At 73.7% G+C, this 19,038-nt stretch carries 20 protein-coding genes; 10 read left to right on the top strand and 10 right to left on the bottom strand.

The features are described 5' to 3' along the window. Positions 1 to 135 precede the first annotated feature (135 nt). From ACFYE1_RS04365 to ACFYE1_RS04355, 3 genes are all read right to left on the bottom strand, one after another. The gene (locus ACFYE1_RS04365; RefSeq protein ID WP_387740337.1) at positions 136 to 2,559 is read right to left on the bottom strand and encodes a S8 family serine peptidase; all 2,424 of its coding nucleotides are present in this window, start codon (positions 2,557 to 2,559) and stop codon (positions 136 to 138) included. 140 nt (positions 2,560 to 2,699) lie between these two features. After that, positions 2,700 to 2,960, bottom strand: coding sequence for a hypothetical protein (locus ACFYE1_RS04360; protein ID WP_387740335.1), 261 nt, complete (start codon positions 2,958 to 2,960; stop codon positions 2,700 to 2,702). A gap of 16 nt (positions 2,961 to 2,976) precedes the next feature. Then, positions 2,977 to 3,249 carry a hypothetical protein gene (locus ACFYE1_RS04355; RefSeq protein WP_387740333.1) on the bottom strand — a complete coding sequence of 91 codons (273 nt, stop codon included), beginning with the start codon at positions 3,247 to 3,249 and terminating at the stop codon, positions 2,977 to 2,979. Between the two features lie 212 nt (positions 3,250 to 3,461). Between ACFYE1_RS04355 and ACFYE1_RS04350 the strand changes: the two genes are divergently transcribed. Next, positions 3,462 to 4,358 (top strand): Bax inhibitor-1/YccA family protein, encoded by an 897-nt coding sequence (locus ACFYE1_RS04350; protein ID WP_387740331.1) that lies wholly within the window; start codon positions 3,462 to 3,464, stop codon positions 4,356 to 4,358. A 111-nt stretch (positions 4,359 to 4,469) separates the two neighbouring features. Here the strand turns inward: ACFYE1_RS04350 and ACFYE1_RS04345 are convergent, their stop codons facing one another. Beyond that, a complete protein-coding gene (locus ACFYE1_RS04345) occupies positions 4,470 to 5,072 on the bottom strand; it encodes a nitroreductase family protein (RefSeq protein WP_387740329.1) in 603 nt (200 codons plus the stop codon). Between the two features lie 113 nt (positions 5,073 to 5,185). Here ACFYE1_RS04345 and ACFYE1_RS04340 point away from each other — a divergent pair, with 113 nt between their 5' ends. Both ACFYE1_RS04340 and ilvA read left to right on the top strand, forming a co-directional pair. Continuing rightward, entirely contained in the window at positions 5,186 to 6,610 is a 1,425-nt protein-coding gene (locus ACFYE1_RS04340; RefSeq protein ID WP_387740326.1) for an AI-2E family transporter, read from the top strand. A 102-nt stretch (positions 6,611 to 6,712) separates the two neighbouring features. Further along, positions 6,713 to 7,960, top strand: a complete 1,248-nt coding sequence (ilvA, locus tag ACFYE1_RS04335; protein WP_387740324.1) for a threonine ammonia-lyase — start codon at positions 6,713 to 6,715, stop codon at positions 7,958 to 7,960. Between the two features lie 90 nt (positions 7,961 to 8,050). Here the strand turns inward: ilvA and ACFYE1_RS04330 are convergent, their stop codons facing one another. The 3 genes from ACFYE1_RS04330 to ACFYE1_RS04320 all read right to left on the bottom strand — a co-directional run bounded on the left by ACFYE1_RS04330 (position 8,051) and on the right by ACFYE1_RS04320 (position 9,471). Then, a complete protein-coding gene (locus ACFYE1_RS04330) occupies positions 8,051 to 8,260 on the bottom strand; it encodes a hypothetical protein (RefSeq protein WP_387740322.1) in 210 nt (69 codons plus the stop codon). 7 nt (positions 8,261 to 8,267) lie between these two features. Further along, a complete protein-coding gene (gene greA, locus ACFYE1_RS04325) occupies positions 8,268 to 8,771 on the bottom strand; it encodes a transcription elongation factor GreA (protein ID WP_387740319.1) in 504 nt (167 codons plus the stop codon). Between the two features lie 274 nt (positions 8,772 to 9,045). Then, entirely contained in the window at positions 9,046 to 9,471 is a 426-nt protein-coding gene (locus ACFYE1_RS04320) for a DUF4307 domain-containing protein (RefSeq protein ID WP_387740317.1), read from the bottom strand. 204 nt (positions 9,472 to 9,675) lie between these two features. On the opposite strand from ACFYE1_RS04320, the gene mca reads away from it, so the two are divergent. Genes mca through ACFYE1_RS04305 form a run of 3 tightly spaced genes read left to right on the top strand, consistent with a single transcriptional unit; the run spans position 9,676 to position 13,125 of the window. Beyond that, positions 9,676 to 10,554 (top strand): mycothiol conjugate amidase Mca, encoded by an 879-nt coding sequence (mca, locus tag ACFYE1_RS04315; protein ID WP_387740651.1) that lies wholly within the window; start codon positions 9,676 to 9,678, stop codon positions 10,552 to 10,554. An 8-nt stretch (positions 10,555 to 10,562) separates the two neighbouring features. After that, positions 10,563 to 10,946, top strand: coding sequence for a hypothetical protein (locus ACFYE1_RS04310; protein WP_387740315.1), 384 nt, complete (start codon positions 10,563 to 10,565; stop codon positions 10,944 to 10,946). A 55-nt stretch (positions 10,947 to 11,001) separates the two neighbouring features. Beyond that, on the top strand, positions 11,002 to 13,125 hold the full coding sequence (locus tag ACFYE1_RS04305) for a thioredoxin domain-containing protein (RefSeq protein ID WP_387740313.1): 2,124 nt from the start codon (positions 11,002 to 11,004) through the stop codon (positions 13,123 to 13,125). Here the strand turns inward: ACFYE1_RS04305 and trhA are convergent. Further along, positions 13,118 to 13,825 carry a PAQR family membrane homeostasis protein TrhA gene (gene trhA, locus ACFYE1_RS04300; RefSeq protein ID WP_387740310.1) on the bottom strand — a complete coding sequence of 236 codons (708 nt, stop codon included), beginning with the start codon at positions 13,823 to 13,825 and terminating at the stop codon, positions 13,118 to 13,120. The genes ACFYE1_RS04305 and trhA overlap by 8 nt on opposite strands. A 174-nt stretch (positions 13,826 to 13,999) precedes the next feature. On the opposite strand from trhA, the gene ACFYE1_RS04295 reads away from it, so the two are divergent. Continuing rightward, positions 14,000 to 14,761 (top strand): isoprenyl transferase, encoded by a 762-nt coding sequence (locus ACFYE1_RS04295; protein WP_387740308.1) that lies wholly within the window; start codon positions 14,000 to 14,002, stop codon positions 14,759 to 14,761. A 190-nt stretch (positions 14,762 to 14,951) separates the two neighbouring features. Next, positions 14,952 to 16,301 carry a PhoH family protein gene (locus tag ACFYE1_RS04290; RefSeq protein ID WP_387740305.1) on the top strand — a complete coding sequence of 450 codons (1,350 nt, stop codon included), beginning with the start codon at positions 14,952 to 14,954 and terminating at the stop codon, positions 16,299 to 16,301. A 138-nt stretch (positions 16,302 to 16,439) separates the two neighbouring features. Here the strand turns inward: ACFYE1_RS04290 and ACFYE1_RS04285 are convergent, their stop codons facing one another. Next, positions 16,440 to 17,195, bottom strand: a complete 756-nt coding sequence (locus tag ACFYE1_RS04285; RefSeq protein ID WP_387740303.1) for a hypothetical protein — start codon at positions 17,193 to 17,195, stop codon at positions 16,440 to 16,442. Positions 17,196 to 17,261: 66 nt separating this feature from the next. On the opposite strand from ACFYE1_RS04285, the gene ACFYE1_RS04280 reads away from it, so the two are divergent. Together ACFYE1_RS04280 and ACFYE1_RS04275 are read left to right on the top strand one after the other, a co-directional pair. After that, a complete protein-coding gene (locus ACFYE1_RS04280) occupies positions 17,262 to 17,786 on the top strand; it encodes a prepilin peptidase (protein ID WP_387740302.1) in 525 nt (174 codons plus the stop codon). A gap of 63 nt (positions 17,787 to 17,849) precedes the next feature. After that, entirely contained in the window at positions 17,850 to 18,320 is a 471-nt protein-coding gene (locus ACFYE1_RS04275; protein ID WP_387740300.1) for an NUDIX hydrolase, read from the top strand. Positions 18,321 to 18,405: 85 nt separating this feature from the next. On the opposite strand, the gene ACFYE1_RS04270 is transcribed toward ACFYE1_RS04275, so the two are convergent. Continuing rightward, entirely contained in the window at positions 18,406 to 19,008 is a 603-nt protein-coding gene (locus tag ACFYE1_RS04270; RefSeq protein WP_387740297.1) for a TetR/AcrR family transcriptional regulator, read from the bottom strand. Positions 19,009 to 19,038: the final 30 nt, after the last annotated feature.

Here is a 19,038-nt window from a genome sequence, read left to right as displayed (position 1 = left end):
CCGTCCGAGGGCGCCGGGCAGTGCTCCCGGCCCCCGGCGACCGGCCGGCCCGGAGGCAGCACGCCCCGCGGCGCCGGACGAGGCGCGGCCCCGCTCCGGGAGACGGAGCGGGGCCGCGAGGGTGCCGGTGCCGGGTCAGCGGTAGTCGATCCGGATGGATCCTCCCGGCCGCCAGGTGATGGAACCGCCCTGGAAGTACTGCACCACGGAGCGGTCGGCGCGGGTGACCTCACCCGTCCTGGGGAAGCCCAGGCGGCTGGTCGTGCCGCCGAGCGCCACGTAGGCGTTGCCGATCGAGCCCTTGGTCTCCTGGGCGTAGGTGCTGGGGCTCCAGTAGATCCGGCCCTTCTGGAACACCTGGTAGACCCCGCCCGTGCTGGTGGCCGCCTCGTCGGTCGTGGGGTAGCCCAGGGCGCCGGCCGTGCCGCCGGAGCGGTTGTGCTGGGCGCCGATCGAGCCCTTGAGGGCGCGTGCCCCGCCGGTGGCGCTCCAGACGATCCGGCCCTTCTGGAAGGACTGCGTGGTGCCGCCCCGGCCGTCGGGGACGGCCCCGGAGGTGGGGTAGCCCAGCGACCCGCGCTCGCTGCCGGCCCGGGAGTAGGCCGCGCTGGTGGCGCCGGTGATCGCGTGGGCCCCGTGGGCGGAGCTCCAGAGGACCCGGCCGTTCTGGAAGGTCTGGTAGTACCCGCCGATGCCGTTGCTCCGCCGGTCCGCGGTGGGGTAGCCCAGGGCGCCCTTCTCGCCGCCCGCCGCGGCGAACGCCTTCTCGATGTCCCCGGTCAGGGCGTGGGCCCCGGTGCGGGAGGACCAGAGGATCCGGCCGTTCTGGAACAGCTGGTAGGCCCCGCCGATGCCGTTGGACAGCTCGTCCGAGCGCGGGAAGCGCAGGACACCGGCGGCGGTGTCGTTGCGCTTGTAGGCGGTCTCGACACCGCCCCGCACCCAGTAGGCGCCGGTGGCCGAGGACCAGTAGATCGTGCCCTTGGAGAAGGTCTGGCGGACCCCGCCGGCGACGGCCTGCTCGTGAGAGGTCGGGGCCCCCGTCTGGCTCTTGATCCGCTGGTACAGGGATCCGACGGCGCCCTTGGTGGTGTAGGTGGGGGTGGGCGCCGCCGGTGCCGCGGTGACGGCGGACTTCGTGATCCAGAGTGCGTCGTGGGAGTTCAGCGTCTTGCCCCCGGGGAGGGTGGACCAGATGTCCCCGGAGTCGAGGATCAGCTGCTTGTACTGGTCGGAGGTCAGTCCCGGGTTCTTCTGCTTGAGCAGGGCCAGGGTGCCGGCCACGTGCGGGGTGGCCATCGAGGTGCCGTAGTCGAATCGGCTGTTGGGCGCGACGGGTCCCCGGGTGCCGGTGTTGCCCGCGGAGAGGATGTGGTGGCCCGGGGCGTAGATGTCCACGGCGCCGCCGTGGTTGGAGTAGCTGGCGCGCACCCGGTCGGAGCCGATGGCGCCGACCGTGATCACGTTGTAGCAGTTGCCCGGGGCGTACTCGATCGCCGGGCGGCCGCTGTTGCCCGCGGCCACGGCCACGGGGATGCTCCGGAACCAGGCGGTGTTGATGGCGTTCTGCAGCGTCACCGGGCACGTCCCGCCCATGGAGAGGGACATGTTGATCACGTCGGCGCGCTTGCGCGGGGCGGCGGCCCCGGCCACGGTGTCGCCGGCCAGCCAGCGCACGGCGTCGGCCATGTCGGAGACGTAGCCGTAGCCGCACGCGCCCAGGGCACGGGCGTTGAGCAGGGTGGCGTCCGGGGCGATGCCGACGGTGCCGTAGCTGTCCCGCTTGGCGGCCACGGTGCCCGCCACGTGCGTGCCGTGCCAGATGGAGTTGGTGGCGGCGGAGCCGGCGTAGCACTGGCCGGCCGTGGAGTAGGTGCCCGGATCGCGCGGGTCCGCGTCACGGCCGTTGCCGTCGTTGCCGAGGGCGGCGGTGGAGACGAAGTCATAGCCGCCGATGGTCTGGGAGTCCAGGTCCGGGTGGTTGGCGAAGCCGGTGTCGACGACCCCGACCGTGACGCCCTTGCCGGTGGCGGTGTCCCACGCCTCGAAGGCGCGCAGGTTCGTCAGGGCCCACAGGGAGGGGACGCCGGGGTCCACGGCGGTCGCGGCCACGGAGCCCATGCCCTCCGGCTCCGCCTCGTCCCCGCCGGGGATCCGGGCGGTGGAGACGAGGCGGTCGGGCTCGGCGTAGGCCACGGCCGGGTCCTTGGTGAGCTCCTCGGCCAGCCTCTCGGCCTGGTCGGTCGAGACCTCGTCGGCCAGCTCGACGACGGCCGCGCCGTCGCCGGTGGTGCGGACCTCGGTGGTGTCCTCGGCCTCGGGGACGTCGGCCCCGGCGGCGGCGTCCTGGACGACCTGCTCCGACTCGGCGTCGCTCACGGGGGTGCGGTACTTGACGATCATCCGGTCGGTGATCTCGGGCGGGGCCTCGTCGCTGACCTGCTGGGGGGACAGGGTCGTGGCGTTCTCGGCGGGGGAGGCCGTGGCGGGCGTGAGAGGAGCCAGCACGAGGGCCATGGTGAGGGCGGACAGGGTGGGGGCGAGCATGGATCGTTGCATGGGCGAACTCCTGGGGGCTGGGGGGATCCCGGAAAAGGTTCTCATATGCAAATCAATGCGAACAGATCTAAGTGAAGATCACGACTTCATCACGAAGTGTGACGCCCGCAAGGTTCTTCGGGCGGTCCCGGCCGGTCGGTTCAGGTGGTCCTCGCGAGCACGGCGAGCCACTCGAGGTGGCGCAGCAGCGAGGGGACGCCCGCGGTCAGCAGGGCCACGGCGGTCGCGGACGTGGCGCGGCGCAGGTGGTTGCGGGCGGAGGCACGGGCGCCGGGGGACCGGCGGGGGGCGGCCGGTGCGAGGTCGAGCGCGACCTGGACCAGGCTCCACAGGGCTGTGGCGCCCGACCCGGCGACGACAAGGCAGCCGTAGAGGAGGACGGCGCCGGGCAGCTGGACCACGGGAGCGCGCCGCGGCTCAGCCGGCCAGCACGGCGGCGGTCAGGCCCACGGCGAGCACCACGGCCACCGCCCAGGTGAGGCGGTAGGCCCGGCGGTAGTGCTCCTCGCTGCGGAGCTCGAGCCAGGCGGCGCTGGACGGGTCCGGGGTGGCGCCCGGAGACGTCCGCACGCGTTCCAGCCGGCCGATCGCCCCGAGGTAGCGGCTCCAGTGCAGGACGGCCAGGGCCCCGACGGCGAGCAGCACCGGGATCGCGGCCAGCGGCACCCAGTGGGCGGGGGACTCGGGCATGACGGGCCTCCGGATCGGGACTGCGGTCGTTCCCCCAGCATGTGTGCAACTGCGAAGGGCTGTCTGTCCGCTCTCCTGGGGGCCGCCGCCCACGCCCGGCGGGCCGCCCGCACGCCCACGGCTTAAGCACAGCAGTTCTCCTGCTTTCGTCCGGCCGGCCTTGCTACGCTGGACGCACATCACGCACAACCGTGCCACGGAAGGACCCCTCAATGGCCGGCGGTAACCCGCTTCTCCGCGATCTCTCGAAGCCGGGCGCAGGAAGCGCCCAGTCCTACGGGAACCAGTACGGACAGACCTCCTACGGAACCCCCTACCAGCAGCAGCCCGGCTACGGACAGACCGGCTACCAGCAGCCCGGCTACGGCCGGCCGCAGCAGGGCGCCCCGTACTCGGCCGAGCGCCTGGACTCGATGTACAACGCCCCGGCCGCCGGGACGAACCAGACCGGCCGGATGACCTACGACGACGTCATCATGCGCACCGCCACGGTGCTCGGCGCCGTGGTCGTCGGTGCGCTCGCGGGCTGGATCATGCCGATCCTCACCATCCCCGGTGCCCTCGTCGGTCTGGTCCTCGGTCTGGTCAACGCCTTCAAGCGCGAGCCCTCGCCCGCGCTGATCCTCGCCTACGGCCTGTTCCAGGGCATGTTCCTGGGCGGCATCTCGGGGATGTTCGAGGCCATGTACCCGGGCATCGTGGTGCAGGCCGTGATCGGCACCATCGCCGTGTTCGTCTCGGTGCTCGTGCTCTTCCGGTCCGGGAAGGTCCGGGCCTCCCCGCGCGCCACCAAGATCTTCATGGTCGCGCTCATGGCGTACGTCGTCTTCGCCCTGGTCAACCTGGGTGCGGTGCTCCTGTTCGGCTTCAACATCCGCACGGACAGCCCGCTCGGCCCCTGGCTGGGCCTGCTCATCGGCGCCGTGGCCATCCTGCTCGCCGCCTACAGCTTCGTGCTGGACTTCGACAACATCAAGCGCGGTGTCGAGGTCGGCGTCCCGGAGAAAATGGCCTGGTCCGCGGCCTTCGGCCTGACGGTCACGCTGATCTGGACCTACATCGAGATCCTCCGCATCCTGGCGATCATCCGGGAGATGACCTCGAGCTAGGTCCTCGCCCCGGCTGCGTCCCCCACGACGGCCCGGCACCCGCGCACCGCGGGTCCCGGGCCGTCGTCGTGCCGTGGCCCCGGAACGGCGAGCGGGCGCGGAGGGACGGGCTCAGTGGTACGAGATGCGGGGCCCGGGTGTGGGGCGGGTGGCCGTGTGCTCGGCCGCCACGCCCCGCGGCGGGCGGCCCACGAACAGCCAGCCCAGGAGCTTCTCCTGCTCCGCCAGCCCGTAGAAGGCGCGGACCGCGGCCTCGCCCTCGCCGTCGCGGTGGGACCACACGGTGCCCCAGCCGGCGGCCCAGAACGCGGCCTCGAGCAGGGGGCGGGCTCCGTGCGCCGCCTTCAGCTGCTCCTTGCGGGGAACGCCCAGGGTGTCGTCGGGACTGAAGACGAGGGCGCAGCCCAGACCTCCCGTGCTCGCCCACTTCAGGGCACCCCGGAAGGCAGCGAGCCGGCGCAGCTGCTTGCCCTTGAGTCGGGGGAAGGGGGCCGACATGTCAGGTACGCGGGTCAGACCCGCCAGGGCCGCCGCGAGCTCCGGGGCGGAACGGCGGGTGGTCACGGCCACCCGCCAGCTCAGTCCCGGATCGGCCGCCGCGGTCCCGGCGGCCGCGCGGAGCACGGCCTCCAGCTCCTCGCGCGGAGGAGCATCCGGGGTCAGGCCGGGAGCCGGCCGGCGCTGGGCGAGGACGCGGAGAAAGGTGCGTGACATGCCGCCAGTCTTCCACCGCGCGCGCTCGGCGGCCCGGACCGGCCCGCGGATTCGTCTCCGGGCCCCGGCCGGGGGCGCGCCCGGCGGTCGGAACGGCGTGCCAAGATGGCTCCATGCCTTCGACATCGCACGACGCCGAGCGGCCCCTGCGGCCGGGGCGCAGCGCCGAGCTCCCCCCGCTGCACGGCGACGCCGCGGGCGGCGTCGCGGTCTCGGTGCGAGTGGCCGCGGCGTGGTCGTGGCGGCTCATCATCATCCTCGCGGCCGTAGGGCTGCTCGGGTACATGCTGTCGACGATCACGGTGGTCATCATCCCCGTGCTCATCGCCGGTCTGCTGGCCGGGCTCCTGTTCCCGCTGGTGAAGTGGTTGCGGGGACAGCACGTGCCGGCCGGCCTGGCCTCGGGGATCGCGGTCCTCGGGCTCATCGCCCTCGTGACGGGCCTGCTCGTGCTGGCCGGCCGGCAGATCGTGCTGGGCTTCGCGCAGCTGTCCCAGAACGTGGTGGTCGGCACGCAGCAGCTGCTGGGCTGGCTCGAGGACGGGCCCCTGAACCTCAGTGCCGACAGCGTGAACGACTGGATCGACGACCTCGGCACCACGGTCCAGGACAACAGCCAGGCCATCCTGGACGGGGCCATGTCCTTCGGCTCGACGGCCGGCAACGTGCTGACCGGCATCATCATCATGCTCTTCACCCTGCTGTTCTTCCTCATGGACGGGGAGCGCATCTGGCTCTTCCTGGTCCGGCTGTTCCCGGTCAGCGCGCGGCGGGCCGTCAACGGCGCCGGCCGCCGGGGGTGGACCTCACTCGTGCAGTACGCGCGGATCCAGGGCTTCGTGGCGTTCGTGGACGCCGTGGGCATCGGGTTGAGCGCCGCCATGCTCGGCGTCCCGCTCGCCCTGCCCATCGGCATCCTGGTGTTCCTGGGCTCCTTCGTCCCGATCGTGGGCGCCGTGCTCACCGGCGCGGTGGCCGTGCTCGTCGCCCTCGTGGCCAACGGCTTCGGCACCGCCCTGGCCATGCTCGGATTCGTGCTCCTGATCCAGCAGATCGAGTCCAACGTCCTGCAGCCGCTCGTGATGGGCCGGGCCGTGTCCCTGCACCCCCTCGCGGTCTTCCTCGCCGTCGCGTCCGGGACCATCCTCTTCGGCATCGCGGGTGCTCTGTTCGCGGTGCCCGTGATGGCCTTCCTCAACACCGTGGTGCGCTACCTCGTGGGCGGGACCTGGAAGGCGGACGACGAGATCCCCTGGGAGCCGTACTACTTCCCGTGGGAGATCAAGAAGCACGCCCGGCAGAACGAGCTCACTCGCGAGCAGGTCATGGCGCAGCTCCAGCGCTTCCGCCGGACCCGCGCCAAGGAACGGCTGCAGGCCGCGCTCAAGCGCGGCCGCCGGGACGACCGCGCCCGGGCCGCCGCGGGAGCGGCACCCGGGAGCGGCCGGAGCACCGGGGCGGGCAGCGGCCAGGAGACCCGGCGCGGGCCCGGCCGCGGGGCTCCCCGCGGGTCCGAGCGGCCCCCGGTCAAGCACTAGGATGAGGACCGCGCCCGCCGCCGGCGGGCGCTCACCGTGGCGGGCCCCAGTGGACCCCCCACGGTCCTGCACCGACGCACCGACCGGGAAAGAAGACGCACCGTGAGCCTGGCCGCACTGCCCGTCCGTCTCGCCGACATCCAGGACGCCGCCGCGCTCCTCGAGGGCGTGATCGACCGGACTCCGGTGGCCCACTCCCGGGCGCTCTCCCGGCTGGTCGGCTCCGAGGTGAACCTCAAGGCCGAGAACCTGCAGCGCTCGGGCTCCTTCAAGGTGCGCGGCGCCTACGTGCGGATGGCCAAGCTCACCGACGACGAGAAGGCCCGGGGCGTCGTGGCGGCCTCCGCCGGCAACCACGCCCAGGGGGTGGCACTCGCCGCGGCCAAGCTGGGCATCACCGCCCGCATCTACATGCCGCTGGGCGCGGCCCTGCCCAAGGTCGCCGCGACCCAGGACCACGGCGCGGAGGTCATCCTGCACGGCACCAGCGTGGACGAGGCCCTCGGCGAGGCCCAGCGCCACGCCACGGAGACCGGGGCGGTGTTCGTCCACCCCTTCGACCACCCGGACATCGTGGCGGGCCAGGGCACGCTCGGCCTCGAGGTCCTCGACCAGGTGCCCGAGGTCGACACCGTCATCACCGGGGTGGGCGGCGGGGGACTGCTCGCCGGCATGGCCGTGGCGGTCAAGGCCCGCGCCGAGCAGCTCGGGCGGCCGATCCGGCTCATCGGCGTGCAGGCGGAGAACGCGGCGGCCTACCCGCCCAGCCTCGCGGGGGACGCTCTCGTGACCCTCGACCGGGTCTCGACCATCGCGGATGGCATCGCCGTGGGCAAACCGGGGCAGCTGCCGTTCAGCATCATCAAGGAGCTCACCGACGACGTCGTGACGGTCTCGGAGGACTCCCTCGCCCAGGCGCTGATCTTCCTGCTCGAGCGCAACAAGCTCGTGGTGGAGCCGGCCGGCGCCGTCGGCGTCGCGGCCCTCCTGGACGGCCGGCTGCAGGCCGCGTACCCGGACCTCGGCAGCACGGTGGTGGTGCTCTCGGGCGGCAACGTCGACCCCATGCTCATGCTCAAGGTCATCCAGCGGGGGCTCTCCGCGGCCGGCCGGTACATGACCATCAAGATGATGCTCACCGACCGCCCGGGAGAGCTCGCTCGCATCTCCCAGCTCATCGCGGTGCAGGACGCCAACGTCACCGGCGTGGACCACACCCGGATCGGCGGCTCGCTCAGCCTGGGCGACGTGTCCATCACCATCGACATGGAGACCAAGGGGCACGAGCACTGCCGCCAGATCCTCCGGGCGCTCGAGGCGGAGGGCTACCACCCCGTCGTCGTGCACTGACCGTCGTCCGACACCGACCCTGATCCGGGCTCCCGGCGACGACGGCGCCGGTCCCCTCGGGGACCGGCGCCGTCATGGGCGGGGGCGGCGTCAGGAGCGGCGCCGGCCGGTCAGGTAGGTGACGAACGCGCTGACGAACGTCGCGAAGACGACGATGTTGCGCAGGCTGCCGGGGGCGCTCGCGGCCGGATCGCCCTGGCCCGCGAAGTGCAGCACGACGGCCACGACCGCCAGCACCACCGTCAGGACCATCAGGGCCTTGGTGCCCGGCCCGGGGCTGCGCAACCAGTGGGTCGTCACGAGGGCCTCAGCCCTGGAACGGCTTGGCGTCCAGGATCTTCACCGGGATCTCTTTGCCGTTGGGGGTGGTGTAGGACAGCTCGTCGCCGACCCGGTGACCGGAGATGGCGGAGCCCATCGGGGACTTCTCGGAGAAGACCTCGAGCGCGCTGCCGGCGGCAAGGTCCTCGGCCACCTCGCGGGAGCCGATGAGGAAGGTCATCGCCTCGCCGGCGATCTCCGCGGTGACGACCATGCCGGCCTCGACGACCCCGTCGTCGGCCGGGGCCTCGCCCACCTGGGCGTTCTCGAGCAGGTTCTTGAGGTGGACGATGCGCCCCTCGTTCTTGCTCTGCTCCTCGCGGGCGGCGTGGTAGCCGCCGTTCTCTTTGAGGTCGCCCTCCGAGCGCGCCTGGTCGATGCGCTCCACGATCTCCTGCCGGTACGGGCCGGAGATGTGGTCGAGCTCCCTCTTCAGGCGGTCGTAGGCCTCCTGGGTCAGCCAGGCGCCGGTCTTGTTCGTGGTGGTCACAGTCTCTCCTCGGTGGACGGGCGGTCGGGCCGCGGCTGCCCGCCCGGGGTCCGGGCGGGTCCGCGGCCCGACCGGGACGACGGCGCGGGGGCCGCCGGCGGTGCGGGGGTCCGCTACGCAAAGACCCCGCCCCGGTGCTGGTCGTCCGTTTCGGGTGGCGTCCGGCTGCCGGGGACGGGGAGTCCTGATCCCCCAGTCTAGGCGGGGCGGGCGGGCAAGCCCAAAGCACGACGACGACGGCGGCGACACACGGGCGCCCCGTCCGGCGAGGGGCTCAGCCCTCGAGCCGGCAGGAGTCCACGACCGCCGTGGTCGCCAGGTTGGTGGTGCGCACGGCCGCGCGGTGGGAACTCGTCCCGCCGTCGCCCAGCCGGTCCTCGGGCACGGCCCCGACGGTCACCTCGACCCAGCCCACCACGGCGTACTCCTGGTTGAGGGCCTGCACCGCGCACGTCACGACGTCCCCCGGGCGCTTGGTGAGCTCGAAGTCCGCCGTGGCCCGAGCCTCCGAGACCACCTCGAAGCCGATGTCCTTGAAGGTGGGGGCGTTCTGCCGCGCCGTCACCACCCAGGCGACGAAGCCGGCCGTGACCAGGGTGGCCACCAGCACGAGGCCGATCCAGCCGCGGGTCCCGATCCGGCGCTGGCGGCGGGCGGCTCCGTAGCGGTCGCGGAGCAGGTCTGGGGAGTCGGTGGACACGGCGGCCTCGGGTCTCGGGGGCTGGGGGGCGGCGCCGGGCCCGGCGACCGCCCGACCACTGTAGCGGAGGCCCCTGGGAGCATCCCGGGCGCAGGACTCCCTGGCGAACGCGTAAAATGGGTGGCGGCCCGTGCCCGCACCGGCCGCGTCCCCGTCTCCCCCGACCGTTCCGAGAGGATCTCCCGAGTGACCTCCCTGTCAGAGATGCGCCTGCTGGCCGTCCACGCCCACCCCGACGACGAGTCGAGCAAGGGCGCCGCGACCATGGCCCATTACGCCCGGCAGGGGGTCGAGGTCATGGTGGCCACGTGCACCGGTGGGGAGCGGGGCTCGATCCTCAACGCCGAGATGGAGGGCCACCCGCACGCCGAGCGGGACCTGACCGGTCTGCGCCGGCACGAGATGGCGCAGGCGGCCGCCGCGCTGGACGTCCACCACCGCTGGCTCGGCTTCATGGACTCGGGGCTGCCCGAGGGGGACCCGCTGCCGCCGCTGCCGTGGGGCTGCTTCGCCCTGCAGCCGCTCGAGCGCGCCGCCGCACCGCTGGTCCGGCTCGTGCGCCGGTTCCGGCCGCACGTGATCGTCACCTACGACGAGAACGGCGGCTACCCCCACCCGGACCACATCCAGACGCACAACGTCTCCGTCGAGGCGTTCCGCGCCGCCGGGGACCCGGAGAAGTACCCGGGCCTCGGCGAGCCGTGGACCCCGCAGAAGCTCTACTACGACCGGGCGTTCAACGTGGAGCGCTTCCTCGCCCTGCACGAGGCTCTCGAGGAGCGCGGCCTGCAGTCCCCGTACGCGGCCCGGATCGCGATGCTCCAGGAGAGCGACCCGGAGGGCCACCGCCCGCCGGCGCCCCGGCACGAGACCACCACCAAGGTGCGGTGCCCGGACACGTTCACGCTGCGGGACGAGGCGCTGCGCAGCCACCGGACCCAGGTGGCGCCCGACGGGATGTTCTTCGCCGTCTCCGCCGAGCTGCAGTCCCAGGTGTGGCCGTGGGAGGACTACGTCCTGGCGGAGTCCCGGGTGCCGACCGGCCTGCCGGAGCACGACCTGTTCGCCGGGATCGTGGGCTGAGCGCCGGGATGACCACCGTGCTGAACGTGCTCGCCCTGCTGCCGGCGATGGCGCCCAACCCGATCGACGAGGGCACCCTGCGCCCCGGCCTGGACCCGAGCCAGGTGACCCCCGGAATGCTGGGCTTCCTCATGACGCTGCTGCTGGCCGTGGCCGTCATCTTCCTCGTGCGGGACTTCAACCGCCGCAACCGGCGGCTGCGCTACCGCGCGGAGTACGCCGAGCGCCGCACCGCCGAGCAGCGGCTGGGCGGACACGCCGGGGCGGACGGGGCCCGGACGGCCGGAACCGGAACCGACGGTGCCCGGGCCGACGGCGACGACGTGGCCCGGACCGGCGGTGAGCCCCCGGCGCCGGCCGAGGAGCCGGAGGGCCCTGACCGGCGCGGCTGAGACCGGGGCCCGCCCGCGGGCCCGTGTGCAGGACCCGAGATCCGAGGAGCCACCCGTGCCCAACCGATTGACCGGACAGTCCTCCGCCTACCTGCGCCAGCACGCGGACAACCCCGTGGACTGGCAGCCGTTCGACGACGCCGCGTTCGCGGAGGCCGCCCGCCGCGACGTGCCGGTGTTCCTCTCGGTGGGCTACGCCGCCTGCCACTGGTGCCACGTGATGGCCCACGAGTCCTTCGAGGACCGCGAGATCGGCGCCTACCTCAACGAGCACTACGTGCCCGTCAAGGTGGACCGCGAGGAGCGCCCCGACGTGGACGCGACCTACATGGCGGCCACGCAGCTCATCGCCCGGCAGGGCGGCTGGCCGATGAGCGCGTTCCTCACCCCGGACGGGCGGGCGTTCCATGCGGGCACGTACTTCCCGCCCCGACCGGCCCACGGGATGCCGTCCTTCCGGAAGGTCCTGGAGGTGGTGGCCGCGGCGTGGTCCACCCGCCGGGACGAGCTCGAGCAGGCCGCGGACGCGGTCTCCCGGGCGATCGCCGAGCAGGCGGAGGACCTGCGCACCGCCCTGGCCGGCGCCGCCGTGACCGTACCGGCGGCGGTGCCGTCGGAGGAGGACGGGACGGACCCGGCCGCGGTGGCACTCGAGGTGCTCCTGCGGGAGGAGGACCCGGCGCACGGGGGCTTCGGCGGCGCCCCCAAGTTCCCGCCCTCCACGGTGCTGCCCCTCCTGGAGCGGCTCGCCGCCGGTGGGACCCCGGGGACTGCCGACCGGGCGCGGGGCCTGCTCGGGCGGACCCTCGGCGCGATGCGCGGCTCGGCGCTGTTCGACCACGTGGGCGGCGGCTTCTACCGGTACTCCGTGACCCAAGAGTGGTCCCTGCCGCACTACGAGAAGATGCTCTACGACAACGCTCAGCTGCTGCGGGCCTTCGCGCGCGCCGCGGACGTGGAGCCCGACGCCGGCCACGGGCGGGCCGCCGCGGACACCGCCGGGTTCCTGCTGGCCGAACTGCGCCTGCCCGGCGGGGCGTTCGCGTCCTCCCTGGACGCGGACACGGCCGCCGCGGACGGTGACGTGCACAGCGGCGAGGGCGCGTTCTACGTGTGGCGCCGGTCCGAGCTGCACGAGGTCCTGGGCGCCGACCGCGGCACGGCGGTGGCTGACCTCATGGGCGTGGCGGCCGGACCCCCGCAGCCGCTGCACCCCGGCCGGGTCCTCGACGACGCCGAGCAGGCCCTGTGGGACACGGCCCGTCCGGCGCTCGCGGCCGCGCGGGCCCGGCGCCCGGCTCCGGCCCGGGACGACAAGGTCGTGGCCGGCTGGAACGGCATGACGGTCGCCGCGCTCGCGGAGGCCGGGGTGCTGCTGGAGGACCCCGCGCTCGTGCTCGCCGCCGAGGAGGCCGCGGGACACCTGTGGGCCGTGCACTGGGACGCGTCCGGCCGGAGGCTCGCGCGCACCAGCCACGCGGGCTCGGCGGAGCACTCGATCGAGGGCCTGCTCGAGGACTACGCGATGGTCGCCGAGGGCTTCCTCGTCCTGTACCGGGCCACCGGGGCGACGCCCTGGTACGAGCGGGCCCGGGAGCTCGCGGACGTCGCCGCGGAGCGCTTCTCGCACCCGGCCGCGGACGGCGGACCGGACGCTCCGGAGCGGGTGTGGTCGGACCTGGCCGACGTCCCCGCGCCGCTGCTCGCCGCCGGGGCCTCCGGGAGGGCGGATCCTCTCGACGACGTCACGCCGGCCGGGACGGCCGTGCTCGCCGCGGTGCTCGTGGAGCTGTGGGTCCTCGAGGAGGACGAGCGGCGGGTGCGGCCGGTCGCGTCCCTGCTGGGATCGCTGGACCTGCTGGCCCGGCGCTCGCCCCGCAGCGCCGGCCGGGCCCTGGCCGTGCGGGCGGAGCTCGCGTCCGCCCCGGCCCACGTGGTGCTCGCGGGCGGGACCGCCGAGGACAAGCTCGCGGCGCGGCGCGCGGTGGGGCCCGCCGCCGTGCTGAGCACCCGGGTGGTGGACGCCGACGCCTCCGGGGCGCCCGGCTCGGCGCGCGGGAAGACCGCGCTCGGCGGCCGGTTCACGGTGTACGTGTGCCGGGACTTCGCCTGCCGGGCCCCCGTCCACTCCGTCGCGGAGCTCCAGGAGCAGCTGGACGGGGCGGGCCCGCTCAGCTGAGCATCGCGAGCATGATCGCCACGTAGTGCAGCACGAAGCCCAGCACCGTGAAGGCGTGGAAGACCTCGTGGAAGCTGAACACCCGGGGGAGCAGCCGCGGGCGCCGGGTGCCGTAGGCCACGGCCCCGGTGATGTAGGCGATGCCGCCGGCGGCGGTGAGCGCGGCCGCCGGGGGGCTGGTCTGCCAGAACTGCGGCAGGTAGAACAGGGCCAGGCAGCCCATCACCACGTACAGCGGGGTGTACAGCCAGCGCGGCGCCAGGGTCCACAGCAGCCGGAAGAGCACGAGACCGGCGGCGCAGGACCAGATCACGGCCAGCAGCAGCCGGGACTGCGCCGGGGCCAGCAGCGCGACCGCCAGCGGGGTGTAGGTGCCGGCGATCAGCAGCGCGATGTTCGAGTGGTCCATCCGGCGCAGGACCATGTGCAGCCGCCGGGGCCAGTAGGCGCGGTGGTAGATCGCCGACACGCCGAACAGGAGGATGCCCGTCACGCCGTACACGGCGCACGCGATCCGCAGCTCGGCGGTGGGCGCCAGCAGGATCGCCACGAGACCCAGGACGACGACGACGGGCGTGAAACTCGCGTGGATCCAGCCCCGCCACGCGGGCTTGCGCTCCACGAGGCCCTCGATCCGGTGCTCGAGCGCCTCCTCGACGCGGCCGGCGGCCCGGCCGACGGCGCCGTGCGTGTGCTCCATGATGTTCCTTCCGGCGTTCTGTTCGTGAGTCCGTCCGGCCTCCCACCGGGTAGTTTAGGAGGCGTCGCCGAGAGCCGGCCGGGTCCGTGACCACCACCACGTCCGGCACCGTGGCCCCCACCACGTCCGGCCCCACCACAGACACCGTGCGCGAGAACCCGGAAGGAAGCACAGATGCCCAAGCCACGGCCGCTCTACCGGTTCTACGAGCGCCGGCTCTCCGCCGAGCTCGACCCGCGCCGGCTGCCCAAGCACGTCGGCGTCCTCGTGGACGGCAACCGGCGGTGGGCCAAGCAGTTCGGCGCCTCGACCGCGGACGGGCACAAGGCGGGGGCGCAGAAGATCGTCGAGTTCCTCGGCTGGTGCCGGGAGCTGGACATCGAGGTGGTCACCCTCTACATCCTCTCGACCGAGAACCTCAAGCGCCCGGCCGCGGAGCTGGAGCCCCTGCTCGAGATCATCTCCGACCTGATGGACACCCTCACCGAGGCGGGCATCTGCCGGGTCCAGCCCGTCGGCGCCCTGGAGATGCTGCCGCCGAGGCTCGCGGCGTGCCTGGCCGACCTCACGGAGCGCACCGCGGACAACGCCGGCCCGCACCTGAACATCGCGGTCGGCTACGGGGGCCGGCAGGAGATCGTGGACGCCGTGCGGGAGGTCCTCACCGAGGCCCTCGACGCCGGCGCGGACGTCCGGGAGCTCGCGCAGAGCCTGTCCGTGGAGGACATCTCCCAGCACCTCTACACGCGGGGGCAGCCGGACCCGGACCTGCTGATCCGCACCTCGGGCGAGCAGCGGCTGTCCGGGTTCCTCATGTGGCAGTCCGCCTACAGCGAGTACTACTTCTGCGAGGCGCTGTGGCCGGACTTCCGGCGCGTGGACTTCCTGCGGGCGCTGCGCGACTACGCCTCGCGGCAACGGCGCTTCGGCGGCTGAGCGGCCCCGGGCCAGCCCGTTGTCGTCCCGGATGCCGTCCTGGACGCCGTGCCGGGCGCCGCCCCTGGTGGTCGCGTCCAATTTCCGCGCCGTTCACCGTTTCTGCTCGCGTGGCGGGGCCGGTCCGCATACGTTGTCCTCAGGTGGACGGCGCGGACGCCGCCCGCCGTACCGAGGAGGAAGGGCTGCCATGAGCATCTCCAAGAAGCAGGAGCGCATCGTCGACATCTCCGCCCCCCTGGGGGCCGGGGTGCGCTCCTACGTGATCGACACCTCGGTGCTGCTGTCCGACCCCCGGGCGATCCTGCGCTTCGCGGAGCACCAGGTGGTGCTGCCCGTCATCGTCATCACCGAGCTGGAGGGCAAGCGGCACGACCCGGAGCTGGGCTACTTCGCCCGGCAGGCCCTGCGGCTGCTGGACGACCTGCGCGTGGAGCACGGCGGGCTCAACCGGCCCGTGCCCCTCGGGGACCAGGGCGGGAGCCTGGTCGTGGAGCTGAATCACGTCTCGGACACCGTCCTGCCCGTGAGCTTCCGGCTCAAGGACAACGACTCCCTGATCCTGGCCGTGGCGCTGAGCCTCGCCAACGACGGCAAGGACGTGTGCATCGTCTCCAAGGACCTGCCGATGCGGGTCAAGGCCTCCGCCCTGGGCCTGGAGGCCGAGGAGTACCGGGCCGAGTGGGTCGGCTCCGACGTCGAGTGGTCCGGGACCGCGGCCCTCGACGTGCCCGACGACGTGGTGGACCGGCTCTACGGCGGCGAGGCCGTCGTGGTCCCGGGCGCCGAGGGGCTGCCGGCGAACACGGGCCTGACGCTGCACTCCGTGCGCGGCAGCGCCCTGGCCCGGGTCCGCGCCGACGGCTCCGCCCGGGTGGTGCGCGGCGACCGGGACGTCTTCGGCGTGCACGGCCGCTCCGCCGAGCAGCGGCTCGCGATCGACCTCCTGCTGGACCCCGAGGTGGGCATCGTGTCGCTGGGCGGGCGCGCCGGAACCGGCAAGTCCGCCCTGGCCCTGTGCGCCGGCCTGGAGACGGTGATGGAGCGCCGGGAGCACCGCAAGGTCATGGTCTTCCGGCCCCTCTACGCGGTGGGGGGCCAGGAGCTCGGCTACCTGCCCGGCTCGGAGGAGGAGAAGATGAACCCCTGGGGCCAGGCGGTGTTCGACACCCTCGGGGCCCTGGTCTCGCAGGAGGTCGTCGAGGAGGTGCTCGACCGGGGCATGCTCGAGGTGCTGCCGCTGACGCACATCCGCGGCCGGTCCCTGCACGACGCCTTCGTGATCGTCGACGAGGCGCAGTCCCTCGAGAAGAACGTGCTGCTCACCGTGCTGTCCCGCATCGGGCAGAACTCCAAGGTGGTCATGACCCACGACGTCGCCCAGCGCGACAACCTCCGGGTCGGTCGCCACGACGGGGTGACCGCCGTGGTCGAGGCGCTCAAGGGCCACCCGCTCTTCGGCCACGTCACGCTGACCCGCTCGGAGCGCTCGCCGATCGCCGCCCTGGTCACGGAGGTGCTGGGCGACCTGGACGGCTGAGCCACGGCTCTCCCGGGGCCGCGTCCCGGGCGTCCCCGCCATCCGTGGCCAGTGGTGCCCCGGACGTGCCGAGGGCTCTGGAGCCTTGGAGACCTCAGGTGTTCCAGCGGCCTGGGGGTTCGAGCGGCCTCAGGGGCCTCAGGGGCCGACCGGCCAGGGCAGGTGCTGGCTGACGTCCGTGAGGTCCAGGCGCACCGAGCGGAAGAGGTCGTCGATGAAGTACTCGTCCACGGCCTCGACCTGCAGGTCGTGGCCCGTGCCGGCCAGCGGCCCCTCGAGCACCTCGGAGCGGACGCAGATCGCCGTCCGCTCGTCGAGCAGCACGCGGGTGCGGGCCGGGGCGAGGGGGTGTCCCGGCGTCGTCGCGGTGTAGGCGTGGCCGGGGACGACCACGGCGCCGCGCACGCGCCGCCCGTGGTGGGTGCCGGTGCCGACGTCCTCGACCGTGCAGGGCCGCCGCTCCGGCAGATAGGGCGGCACCGGGGCGTCCCCGGCCAGCTCGACCGGGTCCAGGATGGCCTGCCAGCGACCGCCGCCGAAGACGGGGTCCCCGTAGGCCGCCTCGGGCCGTCGCTCGACGAGTCCCGAGTCCGTGAACACCGGGGCCACGAGCTGCGGTGCGAGCAGCCACGAGGCGGAGGTCGAGGCGACGTAGAAGTCGTCGCGGGACTGCTCCCGCGCGGTGGCCGTGTAGAGCGCAGTTCCGTCCAGGGTCTCGACGCGCAGCCCGTCCGGGCGACGGACCCAGGCCCTGACGGGCCGGCGGGGCGCGGCGTCCGCCGGAGCCAGCCAGGACAGCACGAAGCGCACGGTGTCCCAGCGCCACGGGGAGGAGCGGCTCAGCGCGCAGAACTCGTCCTGGTCGGTGGGCGCGGGGACGGCGGAGCGGTGCATGGCCCCAGTCTAGGGACGGCCCCCTGCGTCCACAGGCACCTCGCCCCGGCGGGGACCGGGGCTACGATGCCCGGTGTGGGCACCTTCCTGACCGAGCAGTTCGCCCGCGGCGACCCCGCCGGTTGGGCCGCCGGGGCGCTCGCGGTGCTCGGCACCGCCGTGCTCGTGGCCGCGTGCGCGTGGCTGTGGCGCACCGACGTGCGGGAGCACCGCCTGCCCGGCCGCGTGGTGCGCCCGCTCTACCCCGTGTGCGGGGTGCTGCTGGGCGCGGCGGCGGTCGTGGCCGGCGAGCCCGTCCGGCTGCTGTGGATGCTGTGGGGCCTGGTGCTCGTGGGCGGGCTCTACGTCCTGCTCCGCGTGCTCCACCCGGCCGGGATGGGCATGGGCGACGTCCGGCTCTCCGGTGTGCTCGGCCTGTGCCTGGGCTTCGCCTCCGTCTGGCACGCCGTGCTGGGGGCGGCGGCCGGGTTCGTGCTCGGCGGTCTGGCCGGGGCGGTGCTCGTGGCGCTGGGCCGGGTCGACGCCCGCTCCCGGGTGGCGTTCGGCCCCGCCATGATCACCGGGGCCCTCGGCGTCCTCCTGCTGCTCTGACCTGCGCCGGCCTGCCAGAATGGGCCGGACCCCACGCCCCGAGACCCCGCACGAGGAGCCCGCATGCCCACCCCCGAGTTCGTCCTGTCCCTGCGGGAGAAGATCGGCCACGATCTCCTCTGGCTGCCTGCCGTCACCGCCGTGGTGCTGCGTGAGGACGGCAGGGTCCTGCTGGCCCGCCGCCGCGACAACGGCAACTGGGGGCTGGTGAGCGGGATCGTGGAGCCCGGCGAGGAGCCGGCGGTCACGGCGGTCCGCGAGTGCCTGGAGGAGACCGGCGTCGTCGCCGTCGTGGAGGAACTCGTGGCCGTCAAGGCGGGGGAGCCCGTGCAGTACCCGAACGGGGACCGGTGCCAGTTCCTGGACCACACGTTCCGCTGCCGCTGGCTCTCCGGTGAGGCCCGGGTCAACGACGACGAGTCGCTCGAGGTCGGCTGGTACTCCCCGGACGGGCTCCCGCCCATGCCGTCCCACCAGCTCGATCGGCTACGGACCGCGCGGGCGCACAGCGGCCCGCCCCGCTTCGTGGTCTGAGCACGGTCCTCGCCGGCCGACGGGGAGAACGACGGCGCGCTCCGTCCGACCTGGGCTCCGGAACCCGGCTGTCGGGGGCGGGCTGTCAGGACCGGGCGGCGGGGATCCGTCCGGCAGCTGGGCCGATGATCGACCGTGCCGTGCTGCGGGCGAGCGCCACGGGATCGGACGGCGCGCCCCGCAGGAGGCTGCTGAGCACCCCGTTGTAGAGCAGCAGCAGCACCGAGGCCGTGGCGGCCGGATCCCGGCAGCCGGCCTCCCGGGCGAGCTGTGCCAGCCGGTCGGTGACCAGCTCGGTGTCCTGCCGGATCAGATCGAACACCGGGTCCGTCCGCCCGTCCTCGGGGGCGGGGCGCTCGGAGGCGGTGGCCAGGAAGCAGCACCACTGGGTCGGTCCGGACGACGCGCGGAAGGACTCGATGGCGTCGAAGACCGCCAGCAGGCGTTCTTCCGCGGCGCCGGCGCCGGCGACGGCCTCGTCCCAGTGCCGGGTCCAGGAGTCGAGCCGGCGGGAGAGCACCTCGCGCAGGAGGTTGTCCTTGGAGCCGAAGTGCTTGTAGAGCGTCACGATCGCCACTCCGGCCGATGCGGCGACCCGGTCGACGCCCGTCGTGGCGATGCCCTCGGTGAAGAAGAGCATCTCGGCGGCGTCCAGGATGCGCTCCCGGGTGTGCTGGGGATTGGCCATGCCCGTAGTGTAACGTTCGTTCTGGTGAAA

The sequence above is a fragment of the Kocuria nitroreducens genome (assembly GCF_042879195.1).
Taxonomy (GTDB): domain Bacteria; phylum Actinomycetota; class Actinomycetes; order Actinomycetales; family Micrococcaceae; genus Kocuria; species Kocuria nitroreducens.
The sequence above is the reverse complement of the archived record's forward strand: the minus strand, read 5'-3'. Positions and strand labels throughout refer to the sequence as shown.